Source organism: Edaphobacter sp. 12200R-103 (assembly GCF_010093025.1).
Lineage (GTDB): Bacteria > Acidobacteriota > Terriglobia > Terriglobales > Acidobacteriaceae > Edaphobacter.
The window spans coordinates 3,506,603-3,523,529 of the sequence record NZ_CP048114.1 but is presented as its reverse complement, the minus strand read 5'-3'; the positions used below and the strand labels follow the sequence as shown (position 1 = coordinate 3,523,529).

Below are 16,927 nucleotides of genomic sequence, written 5' to 3'. Positions count from 1 at the left end.
TGGCTCACTCATGGGTAAAGAGCGCCCGCCGAGAGCAATCCCAAATGGAAGAGCCTCCCGGTGCGGGAGGCTCTTCGGTGGTGTTTGGAAGTCTGAGGAGATTGAGGCTTACTTCATCTCGATTCCGCCCTGGTTCTTCTCTTCCTTCTTCTTTTCGTTCTCCTTGCGGGCTCCCATCGCCTTCTGACTCCACTCATCGGCCTTGGCGAGGTCGTCCTTGCGAGCCGCGTCGTTGCCGCACTCCAGATCTGCCTTACGGCGATAGGCGAGATTCAGGTACTGCATGGCGTCGTCATAAGTCGGATTCAGATCGACTGCTTTCTGCAGGTACTGCAGCGACTCATCGACCAGAGCACCATTCTGCTCCTGCAGCTTCTGGCAGGCAGCCTTGCTCTTCTTGACGTTGCCGTTGCCGTCGTCGGTCAGTCCTTCAGCAGCAAGAATGGTCTGGGCGTTCTTGTAGGCTTGAATCCAGTCCACCACACCCACGGTATAGTGAGCCTCTGAATCATTGCCGTCCAGCGCAATTACCTTCCTCTGATATTCCTTGGCTTCCTCGAACTTCTTGATGTTGAAGTCGATCGAGGCAATCTGCTTGAGCGCACCCACATCGTTCGGATCTTTTTGGAGGATCTCGTTAAAGCCTTGCAGCGCTTTCTGGGCTAACGCCAGGTTTTCCGGGGTATCGAGATTGGGAACGACCTGGTAGGAATAAGAAGTCGCAAGGTAGAGTTTGGCCGTATCGTAGTTCGGATCCAGGTCAATTGCAGTCTGAAAGTGGTTGACCGCTTCTTCGTAGCGGGCATTCTTGAATGCCTGCACACCCTTGGTCAACTGGTCACGCGCCTTCAGGCGGTTGCACCCGGTTACAGAACTAAGCATCAGCGCCAGCAGAGCGGCCGTAACCGGGATCCGTGCAGTCAATTTCATGGGACGTGATATCTCCTTCAAAATGGGCGCGTATTGTCTGGGGACGGCAATGCGGCAAGAAACCTTATTTTTGCTTGCCGGTTGATTGTATGGTATGACCGCCGTCTGTGACCAGTGGCGGATAGCCTATATCCTTCGATTCTTTAAATTTTCTCGTCTACCGGCACCCGGAGGAAAGACTCAGCGATAACGCTCCAGTAAGCTCTTAGAACAGAAGACGAAAGTGATGCAAACGAATCGGGCGGCCGCTCTAAAACAGCTGGACCGCCCGATCGCCAAAACCCTGATGCGAGCCTGACTAACGCTTACTGTCCTGCTTCGACACGAGGAGTGATCAAGCCAATATTATCCACCCCGGCCTGATGACCAAAATCGATGACTTCGGCAACCTTGCTGAAGTCCAAATCCTTGTCGCCCTTCACAAACATCACCTTCTCCTGGCGGGTTGAGAAGATCTCAACCAGCTTCGGTTCGATGTCCTGCTTGTTGAAGGACGTATCGTTGATCTTGTACGACGGAGCCCCCGCGCCGTTGGATAGAACCTGCACGACGATCGTGCGATCATTCGGTTCGCTCTGCGTCTTGTTCTTCGGGGGCTGCGGCACCAGCGTGTCCAGACCCTTCGGAGTCACCGGCACGATCACCATGAAGATGATCAGGAGCACCAGCAGAACGTCGATCAGCGGCGTAACGTTGATCTCCGATACTGCTCCGCCCGAACTTCCAGCACTCATTCCCATAACAAACTCTCCTTGACACTCCCGACCGCCGCATCGGAGGCGGAACAGCGTGTCCTTACTTCGTCGTTACGTTCTCATCCGTCTCACGCTTCTCTGTCAGAAGTCCAAGCTGACTTACGCCACCGGCGCGGATACCGTCAACGGCATCCATCACCTTGCCATAATTCGCCCGGGCGTCGGCTCGCATATAGACCTCTTTATTGGTCCTGTTCTCGAGCTTCGCCGAGATCTTCGGTCCCAGATCGTCGATCGTGATCTGGTCTGCCCCAAGGAAGGTGCGGCCGTCACGGGTCACCGCCACCGTGATTGCGTCTTCCTTATTCGCGTCTTCCATCACCACTGCCGAATCGGTCTTCGCAAGATCGACGTTGACCTTGTTGTTCAACATGGGAGTGATGACCATGAAGATGATCAAAAGCACCAGCATCACGTCGACCATCGGGGTCACATTGATGTTGGAGTTGACCTTACTCCCCTCGTCCCTCTTTGCCATCGCCATATTTCTATACTCCGTCCGGATGCGCCGTGTTCAACGTTCCTGCGATTCGACCTGGAGCCTGACTCCCGTCTCGACTCCCTCCGGGACGCCACCTTTACATGGCGTCCCAGGGGAGACGAACTGTCATTCTCGCAGGATGTTCCTTGCTCCGCTTCATCGCGGAGGCGGGGCTTACCGGTGGCTCTGCTTGATGAAGTAGTCCACCAGCTCGCTGGAGCTGTTGTCCATCTCTACGTCGAAAGCTTCAACCTTGCCGGTGAAGTAGTTGAACGTCATAACGGCCGGGATGGCAACCAGAAGACCGAAAGCGGTCGTAACCAGAGCCTCAGAGATACCGCCGGCGACGGCGCCGATACCGGAAGTCTTCTGCGTAGCGATCTGTTGGAAGGCGTTCAAGATACCGACCACAGTTCCGAACAGTCCGATAAACGGCGCCGTCGAACCGATGGTGGCCAGACCGCCAAGACCGCGCTTCAGCTTGGCATGAACGATCGCTTCGGAACGCTCGAGAGCGCGCTTGGAGCTTTCGATCTGCTCATCGGTGATCGCGCCGCCGGAACCGAAGCTGCGGAACTCCTGCAGGCCGGCCGTAACAACTTCGGCCAGGTGCGACTTCTTCGAACGATCGGCAACCTTGATCGCCTCGTCCAGACGGCCGTCCTTGAGGGCTCCGGCAACCTTGGGAGCGAACTCGCGGGACTGCTTGCGGGCCGCTGAGAAGTAGAGAGCGCGGTCGATGATCACAGCCAATGACCAGATCGACATGATGAACAGAAGGATAACGACCGCACGGGCCAGATTACCCATGTTGCCCCAGAGCTGCAGGGGGCTGAATCCTACCTGCGCCTCCTGGAAAAACATTGCGAGCGAGGTGGGGACATGAGCCATGTTTGCGAGATGAGCGAGAATCACAGAATATTCCTCCTGATTGGAAACTCTAAGCTTTCGTATTTCACATCCGGAGATCTCCATAGACCGCGAGAAATCTGCCGGCGAATTTCGTTGTCGCCTCGGGACACCCCAACAGCAGGCGCCCGCCTGAAAGAGCTAGCCGCCGAAGTTGAAGTTGACCGTAATCGTTGTCTCGACTTCGGTTGGCTCCCCATTCAGAACGTAAGGCTTATACCGCCATTGCCTCACAGCATCCAGAGCTGCAGCGCGCAGCATCTCGGGACCGCTGACCACCTGCAGGTTCTGAATCGTACCTGACTTCGAGATCAGAGCGTGCAAAACAACCGCGCCAGAGACATGCGCCGCTTTGGCGATCGGAGGATAGATCGGCTTCGGCTGCGAGATCGCATTACCCTGAACTACGCCGCTCGAAACACGAACCGGGCCCTTCGGCTTCTCGACCTTGACGACCGGGGCAGGACCACTGCCAATCCCACCCATCACACCGCCAGGAACACCGGTACCGGACCCCATGCCGCTCATTCCGGCAACACCGGCCATCGTCGGCGGAGGCGCAGCCTCTTCCTTCAACATCTTGATGTCCTTGGGAATCTTGGTCGGGGCATGAAGGCCCTGATCGATCTCCGAAATCATCTTGATCGGCTTAACCACCTGTGCCGGCGGCGGAGGTGGCGGCGGCGGGGGTGGCGGGGGTGGCGCAGTCAGCATGGCCGTCATCGCCGTCTTCGGCAGAGCCTCGGGATACAGCAGCGGAATCAAGGCCAGAATCGCAATAATCGAACCATTAATAATAAAGGTGCCGATCATCCAGTACTTGGACTTGGTCTTGATCTTGCCGCCGGATTCCATCAATGCATCTTCAAACATATCCAGCCTCTCGGAGAAGAGCTATTTGTGTATAGACACCGCGCTAATTCTGTTTGTTCCCGAATTGCTGCTTAATTTCTGAATCTTTTCCCGAAGAAATATCTAGGCCTTCACGCGCTTCCCTGTGGGCAGAGTAGGCGTCTTTCCATGCTGCGTCCTCCACTGCTGATAGGCGACCAGCATCGGGGATGCCACTGCGATGGAAGAGTAGGTTCCAACCAGAATGCCCACCACCAGGGCGAACGAGAAGCCGTGCAGGACCTCGCCTCCAAACAGATACAGGCTGAGCACCGTCAGAAATGTAAGCCCTGAGGTCAGAACCGTCCGGCTCAGTGTCTGGTTGATTGCATGGTTCACCACATCGGCAAGCACTGCCTTCCGCGAACCCGTCAGGTTCTCCCGGATACGGTCAAAGACGACGATCGTGTCGTTCATGGAATAGCCGATCAGGGTGAGGATCGCCGCAATCACCGTCAGGGTAATCTCCTGATTCGTAATGCTGAACGCTCCTATCGTAATCAACGTGTCGTGGAGGACAGCGATGACAGCGGCGATGCCGTAGATCAGCTCAAACCGGAACCACAGGTAGATCAGCATGCCGAGCATCGAGTACAGCGTCGCCAGCAAAGCCTGGTTTTGCAGCTGCTTACCGGCGGTCGGTCCTACAATCTCCACCTGCTCCACCGTCGCCTTGGAGTCGTGATAATTGGTCGCAAGTGCATTTTCGACCGCCGTCCTTCCGGCATCGTGCGCCTGGTCGGTCGCAGACGAGATCGGAAGAGCAATGATGACCTTGTTGGCAGCGTGGCCGCTGGGATCGCTCACGCGCTGAATCCGCGCATCATGCACCCCGGCCTTGTTCATCGCCTCCCGGATGTGGTCCTCATTCGGCGGCGCATCGAACGCCACGCGAATCTGGGTTCCCCCGGTAAAGTCCACGCCCTTGGGAATACCGTGCCAGAAAAAAATACTGAACAGGCCGACGATGGAGAAGATCAGCGAAAATCCGAGGAAATACCACTTCTTCCCCAGCCAGTCGATGTTTATATCATGAAAGAATTCCACGCTCTTGCATCCTCGAGCGGTGACCCGGAGGCCCCGCAAATCTCATAAAAGTCAACTAGACCGAAATCGTCGCTCCACGCTCTTTGTTCTGCAGGTGCGCATCGAAGATGACGCGGGAGACGTAGACAGCGGTAAACAGGTTGGCCAGAAGACCAAACGCCAGGGTGACTGCAAATCCGCGCACCGGCCCGGTGCCGAAGAGGAACAGGATCAGCGCCGAGACGATCGTCGTAACGTGCGTATCAAGAATCGTCGTCCAGGCATGCGCAAATCCCAGCTGCACCGCCATCGGCGACGATTTGCCCGCCCGCAGCTCTTCACGGATACGCTCGAAGATCAGCACGTTCGAGTCGACGCCCATACCGATCGTCAGGATGACGCCAGCAATTCCCGGCAGAGTCAGCACCGACCCGGCAAACCCCATAAACCCGAGCAGAATCACCAGGTTGAGGATGAGTGCCAGGCAGGCGTTGATTCCGGCACCGCGATAGTAGACCAGCATGAAGGCCATCACGGCCAGCAGGCCGACCACGGCCGCAATAATTCCCTGGCGGATCGACGCCGCTCCCAGGCTCGGTCCCACCGTGCGGGTCTCAAGGAACGAGATCGTCGCCGGAAGGGCTCCGGTTCGCAGCATCAGCGAGAGATCGTTCGCCTGCTGCTTGGTGAATCCCCCTTCGATCTCGCCGCGGTCGCGGATAGCCGAGTTGATGCTGGCGACCTCTTTCACCTTGTTATCCAGCACAATGGCCATCGAACCCGGCGACGAGCTGGTCGAACTGTGTTCACTGGTGTATTTGTAGAAGCGGTTCCCGGCATCTGTCGTCAAGGTAAAGGTGATGTTCGGACGGCCGTTCTGATCGGTCGAGGGCTGCGCGTCACGGAAGTCTGTTCCCTCCACCTCGCTGACCCGCTTCAGCAGCCATACCTGGTCCGGCGACTCCGCAGTGGCCGAGCCATGCATCAGGACCGAATCGGCAGGAATAACGCCCCCGGTGGATTGCAGGGCCTCCTGCTCGGTGCCAAAAGGACCGCCCACGACAGCATGAATCTCAAGCTTTGCGGTCGACTGGATGATGTCCTCGACGCGTCCCGGATCGCTCAGGCCCGGAAGCTCGACCAGGATCTGGTTATCGCCCAGGCCGTACTTCTGGATCACCGGCTCGGTTACGCCCAGCTTGTCGACACGCTCGCGGATCGTCTCGATCGAGGTCTCGACCGTGCGATTTGCCATGTCGCGGACCGCCGCTTCCTTCATGCTCAGCGTCGCCGTCCCATCGGCTCCGGTGGAGACGTCGTAGGTGTTGTAATTGACGCCGTTGAAGATGCCGCGAGCGTCCGTCATCTTGCCGGACGGTATGCCGCTCACCACAATCGTATTTGGCTTCGCCGGATCCGTCCGGCCGGCACTCACCCCGGGCATCCCAGCGCCCTGCAGATCGGTCTGCAGCCGGGCAGCGTCGCGGTCCACCGCCGAGGCGATCGCCTCGTTCACGTGAACCTCAAGCACCAGATGGATACCGCCCTTCAGGTCAAGCCCCAGGTTGATCCGTCGCGCGATCGACGCTTTCAGGCCGCCGTGCGGGATACCCACAATGCCGTAGCAGAAGACCAAAAGCACTGCAATGATGAACGCCGTCTTACTGGCCAGATTCTTTCCCATAATCTCTCACTTCACCGCGCCCGCTGCCTTACCGGCTCTCTGGCGTCCGCGCTCTTCCTTCTCGATCTCTCGTCTGTGTATCGGCGGGCTGCTTAAGCCGCCGCTGCCTCATCGGTGGTCACCGCGGCAATCGCGCTCTTTACAAACTCCAGCTTGAGCCCGTCAGGCTGGACGCGCAGAATCACAGCGTCATCCTTCACCGTCAGCACCGTGCCGCGAATGCCGCCGTTGGTCGTCACGCGGTCGCCAGATTTGATCTGGTCCAGCATCGCCTGCCATTTTTTCTGCTTCCTCTGATTCGGAACGATCATCAGAAAGTACAGAACGACGAAGAACAGAATCGGCAGCGCCAGGCCCGACAGGCTTCCCAGCCCGCTCGACGCGCTCTGCAACCAGATTGCTAACATCCTCAAAACTCCAATCCCTTGTTAGGGAGGCACCACCGCATAAAAAGACTTCCCAGGAAGAGCGAAAAAGACGCAATCCTGCGCAGAGGCCGAAAATTGGGTGCCTAGCCCCTAAGCATCGCTGTTCGCCCGCCCCCATGTCAAGGAATTGCACAGCACCCGACAGGGGTGGCAACGCTATTTTCCGCCTTGATTCCATTCGTGCCTACCTGCTACTCCTCGTTGCTTTTGCTCAGAGGCCCCACCTTAAAGTGATCGAACGTAACCTCGAAATCCTGTTTGCCGGGAGCGGCGGCCACCATGCCAATCTTTACTGGAACATCCGGCGGAAAGTAGGCGAGCCGCAGCATCGACCAGGCAGAGTGATCGAGCGAGTAGTCGATCCTCACCGCATCCCTGCGGCGCTGCAGCCTCAGCCAGATGAACTTCGGGCTGTCCGTGCGCGGAATCACCGACCAGTCCGAGACGTCCCGGGTCACCACGGCGCTGACGTTCTGCTTCCCGTTCACAAATTCGATGCCCGTCTTGATCCAGTTCTTCTCATCCAGGCGGATCATCAGGCCAGCCTGGTGATACAGCTCCCTGTATCTGCCTGAAACCCTTACCTCTGCCTCGAAGTCGCCACTCTTCTCCTGATACCGGAAGGGTCCGTTATCTCGGATAAATCCATAGTGAGTCACGCGCCAGTAGTCTGTCCCGGCTGACACTGTCTCCGTCAGAACGCCTTCGGACTCGGACCACTTCGCCGGCTCATGTTGCCACGCCCGATTCGCGGTCTGTGCGGTCTGTGCCATGACTGGTCCCGTGAGCAACAGCACGACGCTGCCTGCAAGCCTCCGAAAAGTCATCATCACGATCGTCCTCCAGGCGCAAGTCTACGCTGGCGCTACCGTCAGCCGGCTTATATCGGTGCATCTATAATCCGCCCCATGGCCGATCTCCAACCCAGCTCTCCTGAGAGTGATCCTCGAGTCTACTTTGCCGCCGAACGCACCCTGCTCGCCTGGATCCGGACCGGGCTTGCCTTGATGGGTCTTGGGTTCGCCATCGCCCGGTTCGGGCTCTTTCTCCGCCAGGTCAATCTCACCGGTCTCGGAGCAGAGATCCACTTTCCCGGCTCAACTTTCACCGGAATCACCCTGATCGTAATCGGCGTTGCGGTCAACCTGATCGGAATGGTCGATTATGCCCATACCGTTCGAGCACTCAAAAAAGGGCAGTGGATTCCAGGCAATATCTCTCGCATGGGAGTCGCACTTGCCTCCCTCCTTGCCGTGATTGGAATCCTGATGGCCATCCGGCTCTTCCTCATTCAATAAGACGAAAACAGTCCTATATCCAAAAAAATGAGTCACTTCGGGCGCGCGGGCGTCACAATAACCGGAGGGTGTCCATGCAATTATCGTCCGCCACCCAGGAACGTTTCGCCAGCCGCCGGGCCGCCTTTCGCACGCTTCACCAATCCGGCTTTTTCGTCATTCCGAACCCATGGGACGTAGGCACGGCACGTTACCTCCGCTCGCTCGGCTTTAAGGCGCTGGCAACGACCAGCTCCGGATTCGCCTTCTCGCATGGCCTTCCCGATGCGGACTGGGCCGTACCCCGCGACAGCTCCCTTGAACACATCCGCTCCATCGCCTCCGCCGTCGATCTACCTATTAATGCCGACTTTGAATCCGGTTATGCACACTCTCCCAACGAGGTTGCGGAAAACGTGCGCCTTTGTGTCGCGACCGGGGTCGCCGGTCTTTCCATCGAGGATGCTACCGGGGATACCTCGCGACCGCTCTATGAGCTTTCGCTTGCTACGGAGCGCATCCGTGCCGCCCGTCAGGCCATCGGAAGTTCCGGCGTTCTTCTCACCGCCCGGGCTGAAGCCTTCCTGACCGGGCACCCTGAACCGCTTCGTGAGTCGCTCCGTCGCCTGGAGGCCTACGCTGTCGCCGGGGCCGACGTACTCTACGCCCCCGGAGCCCGCACCCGCCAGGAGATCGAGGCCATCGTCAAGACCGCCGGTCCGTTGCCCGTCAACGTCCTCGTCAGCTCCAGCACCCCGCTCTCGCTCCAGCAGCTCGAGGATCTCGGGGTGCGCCGGGTCAGTACCGGCTCCGCGCTGGCACGCGCCGCCTGGACTGGCTTCATCGCCGCGGCCCGCGGCATCGCCAGGGATCACACCATGGCAGGACTCGACCACATCACGCCATACGACGAGATCAACAACTTCTTCCGCAAGGACCGGGCAGAGATTGCGATCGCCGAGGCCGACCGCTAAAGGTATGTCCAAATCTGTCCGAAATCCCCTTTGTTATGGCCCGGATGTGTGATGACCGATGCACGGAATCCGGCGATTCCGGAATGCTCTTTTGCGGGCCCCGATGAAAGTGTCATCCTGAGCGAAGCTTCTCGAGGCCTCATCGTGAGAAGCGGAGTCGAAGGATGACACCTTCTGAAGTCCTGGAGAAACCGGACCGGCGAATGTGTTCCGCCCGCTGCCCTCGGTCCACCCCAAGATGGGCCAACTCACAGGCGTCTCAAATAAAGACGAGGGCCCACTTGGGGTCCTCGTCTTATTGCATACGATTGCTCAGGCAGCTATGCAGCCCGGACCGGCGACACCTGGCGGCGCTTTCCGAACAGCATCATTCCAGCCGCGCCCGCCCCCGTCAGCAGCAGCACCCACGTACCCGGTTCGGGAACCGGACTGGCCGCCGGTTGCGCGTTAATCTGGAAATCGATCTCGGCCAGCGTTTCCTGATCGGAAGGCGTAAACCCTCCCAGGATGAAGTAGGTTCCGTTGTACAGGCCGGGAGCCAGGCCCACCGGCAGGTCGACTGAGAACAGGGTTCCGAGGGCCTCATCGCCTGCTGCGATGCTGGCTGGGAAGTTCACGAGCAGCAGATCGTTCAGGCTCAGCGGGCTGTCGATCGTGAAGCTGCTTCCGTTCAGAAAGAGCGTATCTACATTTTCAATCGGGTTCTGAATATCGGCGTCAAACGAGACCGTTGAGCCAATCACGCCGTCCAGGACGACCGGATCGGCAAACGCGGGTGAATTGAATCCAAGCAGAACGGCGAATACCAGAGCACAAAGCGAAACAGACTTCTTATTGATCATTTGATTTCTCTCCAAGAAATGCCTTTACCTCTACCGAGTTCGTCACCCTTCACTGGCTTGCAGGAAGCGTTGCGCGCGAACTGCTGCCCAAACTTCCTCCGGTGCAGGTTCCTATGAATCGCATGACAGCCGTCGATACTGACATACCGGGACCATTGCTGAAGACTGATGCGATCTCCTGACAGGCCCTTCGACTATTCCCGTAAGTGTAACTTATCGAAGTATTTTTACTTGTTTAAGAATTGACGAAACCATTGGGCAGACGGTAGATGAGGCAGAATCGTGTCCCGTGTCGGCACCGCGCCTCGTCAGGAATACCTGTTACTCCGCCCGTAAGGCCACAGATGGATCGACGCTGCCTGCTCGTCCGGCAGGCAATCCACTGGCGACCAGCGCAACAATTGCCACGCCGGCAATCGCAAACAGATAGCTGGTGATGTCCAGGGGACTGACTCCATAAAGAGAACTCGAAAGTCCTTTGGAGGCGGCAATCGCCAGTGGAATCCCCGCGGCGACGCCAATCATTGTCAAGACCAGGCTTCCACGCAGCACCATCCACACAATCTGCCAGCGCTGTGCCCCCAGGGCCATCCGCACCCCAATCTCCGCGCTGCGTTTATTCACCCGGTAAGACAGCGTTCCGTAGAGCCCTGTAGCGATCAGCACCACGGCAAGCACCCCGAAACATCCCGCGAGCCGCGCAAACATGATCTGCTGCGAGATCGACTGCCGAAAGACCTCGCTCTGTGCCATCGGCTCCAGAAGCGGTGTGTCCGGATTGATCTCCTGCATGAACTTGCGCACCGTGGGAAGCATCTTCATCGGGTCGCCCTTGACCCGCATCTCCACGTCCACCTCGTTCTCCAGACGGTCCTGCGTGAAGGCTATCCAGCGCATCGGCGTCGTCGGCTCCATGATCCCCGTATATTTGTGGTCCTTCACAACCCCAATGATCAGCCGGGGATGCGTCCCATTGCTGTTCTCCATCACGTGACCGACAGCATTCACATCTCCCACATACTTCTTCGCGAAGGTCTCATTCACGATCACAACCTCTGGAGCCGAGGCCGTATCCGCATCGGAGAAGTCCCTCCCCTCCAGGATGGGCACTCCCATGGTGCGGAAGAAATCAGAACCCACCGTGTTCTGTCTGAACACAGCCTGATCGGTCTCAACGCTCATCGGCTTGTGGCCATCGATCAAGAACCCGCTATTGTTGGCCGACCATCCGGACCCAGGTCGGTTCGAAGCCTGCGAGACGGACTCCACGCCGGGCATCCCCCGCAGCCTCTGCTGCAGCATCTGGAAGAAGGCGATGCTCTCCTCCTTCGTAGTCGCATGCTGCGCTCGAACGCCGAAGACCAGAAGTCCATCCGTCTTCTGACCAAGATCAATATTCAGCAGATTTCGCAGCGTGCCCATCAGCAGCCCCGCGCCCACCAGCAAGGCCACACACATCGCGACCTGCGCCACGATGACAGCATTGCCTGCCCTTATTTTCTTTACGCTCGTCTGTGAAACAGCAGCGGAGCTTCGCAGCGCCAGATCCGGTCCCGACGACATGGCCGCACGCAACGGAGCGAGCCCGAAGATCAACGCCAGCAGAAGCAGTATGCTCAGCGTGAACCACAACACGACGGCATCCGGCTGAAGGTTCGACTCAATCTGCGCCCACGATCCCAGAGCCCGCGTCGCACCTATGGCGAAAATCCACGCCGCCGCCCCGCCGAGTGCCACCAGCAGAAAGCTCTCGGTCAGAAGCTGACGCGCAATCTCTCTGCGGCCCGCACCGATCGCCAGCCGGATACTGAACTCTCTCTGACGATTCGCGTTGCGAGCCATCAACAGCATCACGACGTTGCACATCGCGATCACCAGGACAAGCCCCACCATCGCCATCAACGTCTTCAGCGAGCGCGCAAACGAGTCGTCCTGCCCGTCGAACTGCTTCGCCGGAAAGAACGAGAGCTGCGGAATCCTCTCTCCGGCTCGCTTCTGTGCGATACCTAGATAGGCCGCCTGCTGAAAGATGCCCTGCGCCTTCGCCAGTGCCTGCGGCGCACTGACCCCGGCCGGAATTCGCGCCATCAGGCGCATGCACCAGAACCTCGGTTTCGTCAGGTACGTGTCGTTCTCCGTGGCAGTCCCCCAGGCATTGAAGTCAGGATGGCTCTGCAGCGGAATCCAGAAATCGAGCGGAAGTCTGCCCTCCGTCCCTTCAAAGCCTTTCGCCGCAACCCCCACGATCGTGAACGGGTGTGACTTAATCATCAGCGTCTTTCCGATCACATTGGGATTGCGCGCATAGTGGCTCTCCCAGAACCGGTCGCTGATCACCGTCACCGCGGCATGATCATCCTCATCCTTCTCGACGAAGCCCCGCCCCGCTTCCATGCCCACACCCAGCCCGCTGAAGTAGTTGCCGCTCACCATATCGCCAGCAGCCTCTTCCGGCAATGTGCCTGTTCGCACCGGCGCCTTTCCGCTGGTCGACATGGGGATATAGCCAACCACCTCCTGCAGCCCGCTATGTTCGCGAAGTTCACGATAGGCCGCGTAGGAGAACGAAGTCGCCATATCTCCGCTGTTGAACGCACCCGAAGGAAAATGGCTGGTGTGCACATACACCACCTTCGAGGCATCGTGCACCGGAAGCATCTTCGCCAGCACCGCATACATCACGCTGAAGACGGCCGTGTTCGCACCTACACCCAGGGCTAGCGTCAGCACACAGACGCTGGTGAAGATCGGTGTCTTCGCCAGCTGACGAACGCCATATCTGAGATCGCGCATTACATTGGAAAAGAACATCGTCGTCCTCGCTTCCTTCCTCTTCTGTGTCAGCAACGTCACATTCCCAAACTGCCGCCGGGCCATGCGCTCGGCTTCGTCTGCACGCATTCCCTGGCTCCGGTACTTCTCCGCCAGCATCGAAAGGTGCTCCTCCATCTCTTCACGAAACTCGAGATCGTCCTCTGATTGCCGGAAGAACGCAACAAGCTTCGCCATAAAGATGAACGCACGTTCGATCATGGCGATCACTCTGCCTCAAGCGCCAGCACGCGGCTGATGACTCCCGAGATGCGCTCCCAGTTCTCGGTCTCAATCGCAAGCTGTTTCAGTCCCCGCCGTGTAATGCTGTAGAACCGCGCGCGCCGGTTGTTCTCCGAGATGCCCCACTCACTCGCGATCCACTTTTTCTGCTGCAGGCGAAGCAGCGAGGTATACACCGTCCCCTCGTTCAGCGTGAGAACGTCCTCACTCAGCTGCTCGATGCGCCGCGCTATGCCAAACCCATGCAGAGGCCCCAGCGCATGCAGCGTCTTCAGGATCATCAGATCCAGCGTTCCCTGTAAAACCTCGGACTTCTCCGGCGTCATTTCCCATACTCCTATGGATATTACAAAGGAGTATCTACTTTTTCCTTTGCAGTGTCCATAGGAGAGGAATACGTTGCGATGATGGAAAGGTTCACCGTGGCTGAAAAAATCGCCCCACCCTGCTTTGAACCCCGGTTGAGATGGCACTTATTGATGGGAGTGGTTAGTAGTTTTGGATGAAACAGAAGAACCGCATAGGCACAACCCTTTGAGAGAGACTGTGCTATGCGGTTTTTTGCTTTTGCCGCTTTTTAAAGAAGCTTGACGGAGGAAACCTGCAGGGTATCGCCCTTCAAGGTTCCGTCAACATCCACCCGGAGGTGGTCCTTCTTGCTGGAAGATTTGAGCTCCTGGGTGATCTTCTTGTTTCCTGCGGCATCGAACTTCACGAAATGCTGGTCGCTGGTTACGATGCCGTAGCCGCTGGAGGCACACTTCAGGGCGCATTCGCGGGTGTGGGAATCGGGATCGGCAGCGACCTTCTTGGAACAGTTCACGTCTACGACCGGCACGTCCTTGTAGCTTTCGGCGGCAGCAAACGCCGGAGCTGCCGCAAGAGCGGCGACTGCCAGCAGTGAGGTCAATTTTTTCATAACATCCTCCATTCGGGTTTAGGTGAAAAGTCTTTACCGGGACGTGAGCATCGGCGATGGCGTCTCTGTATTCGGATGCAATCCACTTTGTTCGCGCACGGCCGAAAGCTGTGCGAGTGCAAAGGCTCCGAGAGCGATCTCGACGTCACGCATGGCGAGGTCGTAGAACATACCTGTTGTCAACAAGTTGACGGCGATGGCGAGCAGCCAGGCCATAACGATGTAGCTTCCCAGGCGCGTCCAGCGGCTGAGCACGACGATGCCCGCGAGAATCTCGACGACGCCTACGGTTCTCATGAAGACGCTTGCGCTGAGGGGCAGGATTCTGGTTGCGAGCGGACTGAGATACATGCTCCAGTCGGTGAGCTTATCGAAGTATTTGTCGATGCCGGTGATGATGGGTCCGACACCAAGCCCGATCTTCAGGGTCCACCAGGCAAGATCGAGAGGATTGCGCGGACTGCTTTTGGGTTGGGTCATTGCTTGTGCCCTCTGCACAAGAGAGCGGCGAACGCCGAATTGGATACATGGCTCGCGGGCCGTTCTGTAATGAGAGACGAATCCGAAAGGACAGATGTAACCTTTTGCCCGATCATTACTCTTTGTGGACAAGGATTATGGAGACGACGGTAAGTTTCGAAAAGGCGACTTCAGAGGGCTGGACCGACCTGCAGGTGATCGACCAGGTGAAGGCCGGCAATACAGCCCTCTATGAGATCATCATGCGCCGCTACAACCAGCGGCTTTACCGCGCGGCTCTCTCGATTCTGCGCGACCCTACAGAGGCCGAAGATGTGATTCAGGACGCGTATGTGCGGGCCTATCAACACCTGGATCAGTTTGCCGGGCGCTCGGCTTTTTCGACGTGGCTGACGCGCATCGCCATTAACGAATCCCTGCATCGGTTGAAGTTACGTCAGCGCAATCAGCAGGTCACGGAGTTCGACGCAGATGAGGAAGAATCGATGAATGTGATGGAGCCATCGCTCGACCCGGAACAGAGAGCCTCGATGCTGGAGCTTGGCCAGCTTCTGGAGGAGGCGGTACTGGAACTCCCAGGCCAGTACCGCAGTGTCATCATGCTGCGGGATATCGAGGAACTGAGCACGGCGGAGACCGCGGCTGCACTGGAGCTTACAGAAGAGAACGTCAAAATTCGCCTGCATCGCGGACACGCGATGATGCGCGACCGCCTGTATGCACGGGTGGGGTCGCAGGGGAAGGCGGCCTTTCCCTTTATGGGCTCCCGCTGCGACCAGGTAGTCCGGGGAGTCTTCATGAAACTGCACGCGATGGAACACTGAGACGGCTTCTGGCTGACGGACGGCGACGGCAAAAATTACACACGATGGGCGATGAATTGTACGACCGCCTCGTTGGTATCCTGCAAACCCACCTTTAGCTTCGCGAAGGCAGGGCACCCGTTTTGTGGCTGTGCGGGTTTGATTCGATCTAACGCGGGCGTGTAGCCTCGTCGACCATCTGCGCGAATCTGGACACGGAACAGGCGTACTCCGGGGCGGAGCCGCTGCAACCGGGGATAAAGATGGGGGCGATCGAGGGCTTCTCTGCGCCGGTGAGCGAGGTGAGGTTCCGGATCTGGTCGAGCGTCTGGGCGATGAAGAAGGCCCGGATAGTGTCGGCATTGGTATGGGTGTTGTGCACGAGCTCAAAGACAAGCGCCGAGCCCGGAGGTGTGGCGTTGATGGTCTCGTCGCTGACGATCCAGTCGATGCGGAGCAGGCCGCCCAGCCAGGTCAGATTGGCGTCGTGCGCGGAGAGATACAGCAGACTCTCTCCGCCGCCCGCGGGAGCGTCAGGTCTCCCCGTTCTGATCGGAATATTCGGGCCGGCTGCGACTGTAGACATCCATTGGCTGATCTTCTGTGCCATCGGCCCGGCGGCCTCCTGCGCGTAGTAGGGCGTGCGCAGAATAAAGTCGTGGTAACGGGTGTTCATCTCCATCAGATCATCGAGCTTTGCACGGGGGACGCGGCCCCAGCCGACCTGATTCGTCGGCAGGCCCTCGGTGTACTGGAGGAGGAAGTTTTCGGCGAAGTCGGCGCCGACGGCGACGGCGTTTTCTTTGGCGGGGTCGCGCTGAGTAACGGCGTGGCTGGAGCTGGTGGCTCCGGCCTGCATCATGCTGTTGGACTGCGTCCCTGTGGCGAGCATCATGGTGCGGAAGTCGGGGACGGATTTGCAGCCCGTGCAGGCGGTCAGCACATCGTGCATCTCGGCGAGCGGACGCGCAAAGGCATGGGTGAACCACTGGGGCTCGGCGGCCATGCGGCCGGCGATGGCGTCGGCGAGCTTGGCCTTGTCGATGTTAGGCGGATCGGCTGTGAGGTCGGGGGTGATCTGCAGGTTGCAGGAAGGCGCGATCACCGACATGACGGCGTTGGCCGAGGCGATGGTGCGGGGGACATTGGTGGATTCGACCTTGACGCTGCCGCAGCCCTGAAGCAGAGGGGCGTAGCGCTGGCGGTAGAACTCGCCCATGCGCTTGAGGGCGTCAATGCCATGGGGTGTGAGGAGGCCGGGTTCAGTCGGCCAGGCGGGCCAGGGCTGGGCGTTGAAGACGCTGGAGCGGGTCTCGCTCTCGATGGGTGTGCGGACCCCGTGGCGGGCGATGATGACTACGGCGCGAATCTGATCGTCTGGGGAAGATGACTGTTGCGCGGGGAGACGCAGTGTGGCGAGCAGAAGGAGTACGAGGAGGCTGGAGCGGAAGGGCATCGTGGAGTCCTCTGTTCG

The 16,927-nt window shown here is 58.5% G+C and carries 18 protein-coding genes; 3 read left to right on the top strand and 15 right to left on the bottom strand.

The window, feature by feature from the left end:
- Window positions 1–108: 108 nt before the first annotated feature.
- The 9 genes from GWR55_RS14680 to GWR55_RS14640 form a co-directional block, all read right to left on the bottom strand.
- Window positions 109–930, bottom strand: a complete 822-nt coding sequence (locus tag GWR55_RS14680) for a hypothetical protein (RefSeq protein WP_162402927.1) — start codon at window positions 928–930, stop codon at window positions 109–111.
- 305 nt (window positions 931–1,235) lie between these two features.
- Entirely contained in the window at window positions 1,236–1,670 is a 435-nt protein-coding gene (locus GWR55_RS14675; protein WP_162402926.1) for a biopolymer transporter ExbD, read from the bottom strand.
- 55 nt (window positions 1,671–1,725) lie between these two features.
- On the bottom strand, window positions 1,726–2,169 hold the full coding sequence (locus tag GWR55_RS14670) for an ExbD/TolR family protein (protein ID WP_162402925.1): 444 nt from the start codon (window positions 2,167–2,169) through the stop codon (window positions 1,726–1,728).
- A 171-nt stretch (window positions 2,170–2,340) separates the two neighbouring features.
- A complete protein-coding gene (locus GWR55_RS14665) occupies window positions 2,341–3,081 on the bottom strand; it encodes a MotA/TolQ/ExbB proton channel family protein (protein WP_162402924.1) in 741 nt (246 codons plus the stop codon).
- Window positions 3,082–3,216: 135 nt separating this feature from the next.
- Window positions 3,217–3,948, bottom strand: coding sequence for an energy transducer TonB (locus GWR55_RS14660; RefSeq protein ID WP_162402923.1), 732 nt, complete (start codon window positions 3,946–3,948; stop codon window positions 3,217–3,219).
- A 102-nt stretch (window positions 3,949–4,050) separates the two neighbouring features.
- On the bottom strand, window positions 4,051–5,013 hold the full coding sequence (gene secF, locus GWR55_RS14655; protein ID WP_162402922.1) for a protein translocase subunit SecF: 963 nt from the start codon (window positions 5,011–5,013) through the stop codon (window positions 4,051–4,053).
- Window positions 5,014–5,068: 55 nt separating this feature from the next.
- A complete protein-coding gene (gene secD / locus GWR55_RS14650; protein WP_162402921.1) occupies window positions 5,069–6,676 on the bottom strand; it encodes a protein translocase subunit SecD in 1,608 nt (535 codons plus the stop codon).
- 92 nt (window positions 6,677–6,768) lie between these two features.
- Entirely contained in the window at window positions 6,769–7,083 is a 315-nt protein-coding gene (gene yajC, locus GWR55_RS14645) for a preprotein translocase subunit YajC (protein ID WP_162402920.1), read from the bottom strand.
- Window positions 7,084–7,295: 212 nt separating this feature from the next.
- Window positions 7,296–7,934, bottom strand: coding sequence for a DUF1349 domain-containing protein (locus GWR55_RS14640; RefSeq protein ID WP_238398439.1), 639 nt, complete (start codon window positions 7,932–7,934; stop codon window positions 7,296–7,298).
- 78 nt (window positions 7,935–8,012) lie between these two features.
- Between GWR55_RS14640 and GWR55_RS14635 the strand changes: the two genes are divergently transcribed.
- Together GWR55_RS14635 and GWR55_RS14630 are read left to right on the top strand one after the other, a co-directional pair.
- A complete protein-coding gene (locus tag GWR55_RS14635) occupies window positions 8,013–8,402 on the top strand; it encodes a YidH family protein (protein WP_162402919.1) in 390 nt (129 codons plus the stop codon).
- 74 nt (window positions 8,403–8,476) lie between these two features.
- The gene (locus GWR55_RS14630; protein WP_162402918.1) at window positions 8,477–9,355 is read left to right on the top strand and encodes an oxaloacetate decarboxylase; all 879 of its coding nucleotides are present in this window, start codon (window positions 8,477–8,479) and stop codon (window positions 9,353–9,355) included.
- Window positions 9,356–9,675: 320 nt separating this feature from the next.
- Here the strand turns inward: GWR55_RS14630 and GWR55_RS14625 are convergent, their stop codons facing one another.
- The 5 genes from GWR55_RS14625 to GWR55_RS14605 form a co-directional block, all read right to left on the bottom strand.
- Window positions 9,676–10,197, bottom strand: coding sequence for a PEP-CTERM sorting domain-containing protein (locus GWR55_RS14625; protein WP_162402917.1), 522 nt, complete (start codon window positions 10,195–10,197; stop codon window positions 9,676–9,678).
- A 321-nt stretch (window positions 10,198–10,518) separates the two neighbouring features.
- Window positions 10,519–13,230, bottom strand: a complete 2,712-nt coding sequence (locus GWR55_RS14620; protein ID WP_162402916.1) for an ABC transporter permease — start codon at window positions 13,228–13,230, stop codon at window positions 10,519–10,521.
- A gap of 5 nt (window positions 13,231–13,235) precedes the next feature.
- The gene (locus tag GWR55_RS14615) at window positions 13,236–13,577 is read right to left on the bottom strand and encodes a PadR family transcriptional regulator (RefSeq protein WP_162402915.1); all 342 of its coding nucleotides are present in this window, start codon (window positions 13,575–13,577) and stop codon (window positions 13,236–13,238) included.
- Between the two features lie 251 nt (window positions 13,578–13,828).
- On the bottom strand, window positions 13,829–14,170 hold the full coding sequence (locus GWR55_RS14610) for a hypothetical protein (RefSeq protein ID WP_162402914.1): 342 nt from the start codon (window positions 14,168–14,170) through the stop codon (window positions 13,829–13,831).
- A gap of 33 nt (window positions 14,171–14,203) precedes the next feature.
- Window positions 14,204–14,650: a hypothetical protein gene (locus tag GWR55_RS14605; RefSeq protein ID WP_162402913.1), complete on the bottom strand. Its 447-nt coding sequence runs from the start codon at window positions 14,648–14,650 to the stop codon at window positions 14,204–14,206.
- 137 nt (window positions 14,651–14,787) lie between these two features.
- On the opposite strand from GWR55_RS14605, the gene GWR55_RS14600 reads away from it, so the two are divergent.
- Entirely contained in the window at window positions 14,788–15,474 is a 687-nt protein-coding gene (locus GWR55_RS14600; protein ID WP_162402912.1) for an RNA polymerase sigma factor, read from the top strand.
- 148 nt (window positions 15,475–15,622) lie between these two features.
- On the opposite strand, the gene GWR55_RS14595 is transcribed toward GWR55_RS14600, so the two are convergent.
- Entirely contained in the window at window positions 15,623–16,909 is a 1,287-nt protein-coding gene (locus GWR55_RS14595) for a histidine-type phosphatase (RefSeq protein ID WP_162402911.1), read from the bottom strand.
- Between the last annotated feature and the right edge of the window lie 18 nt (window positions 16,910–16,927).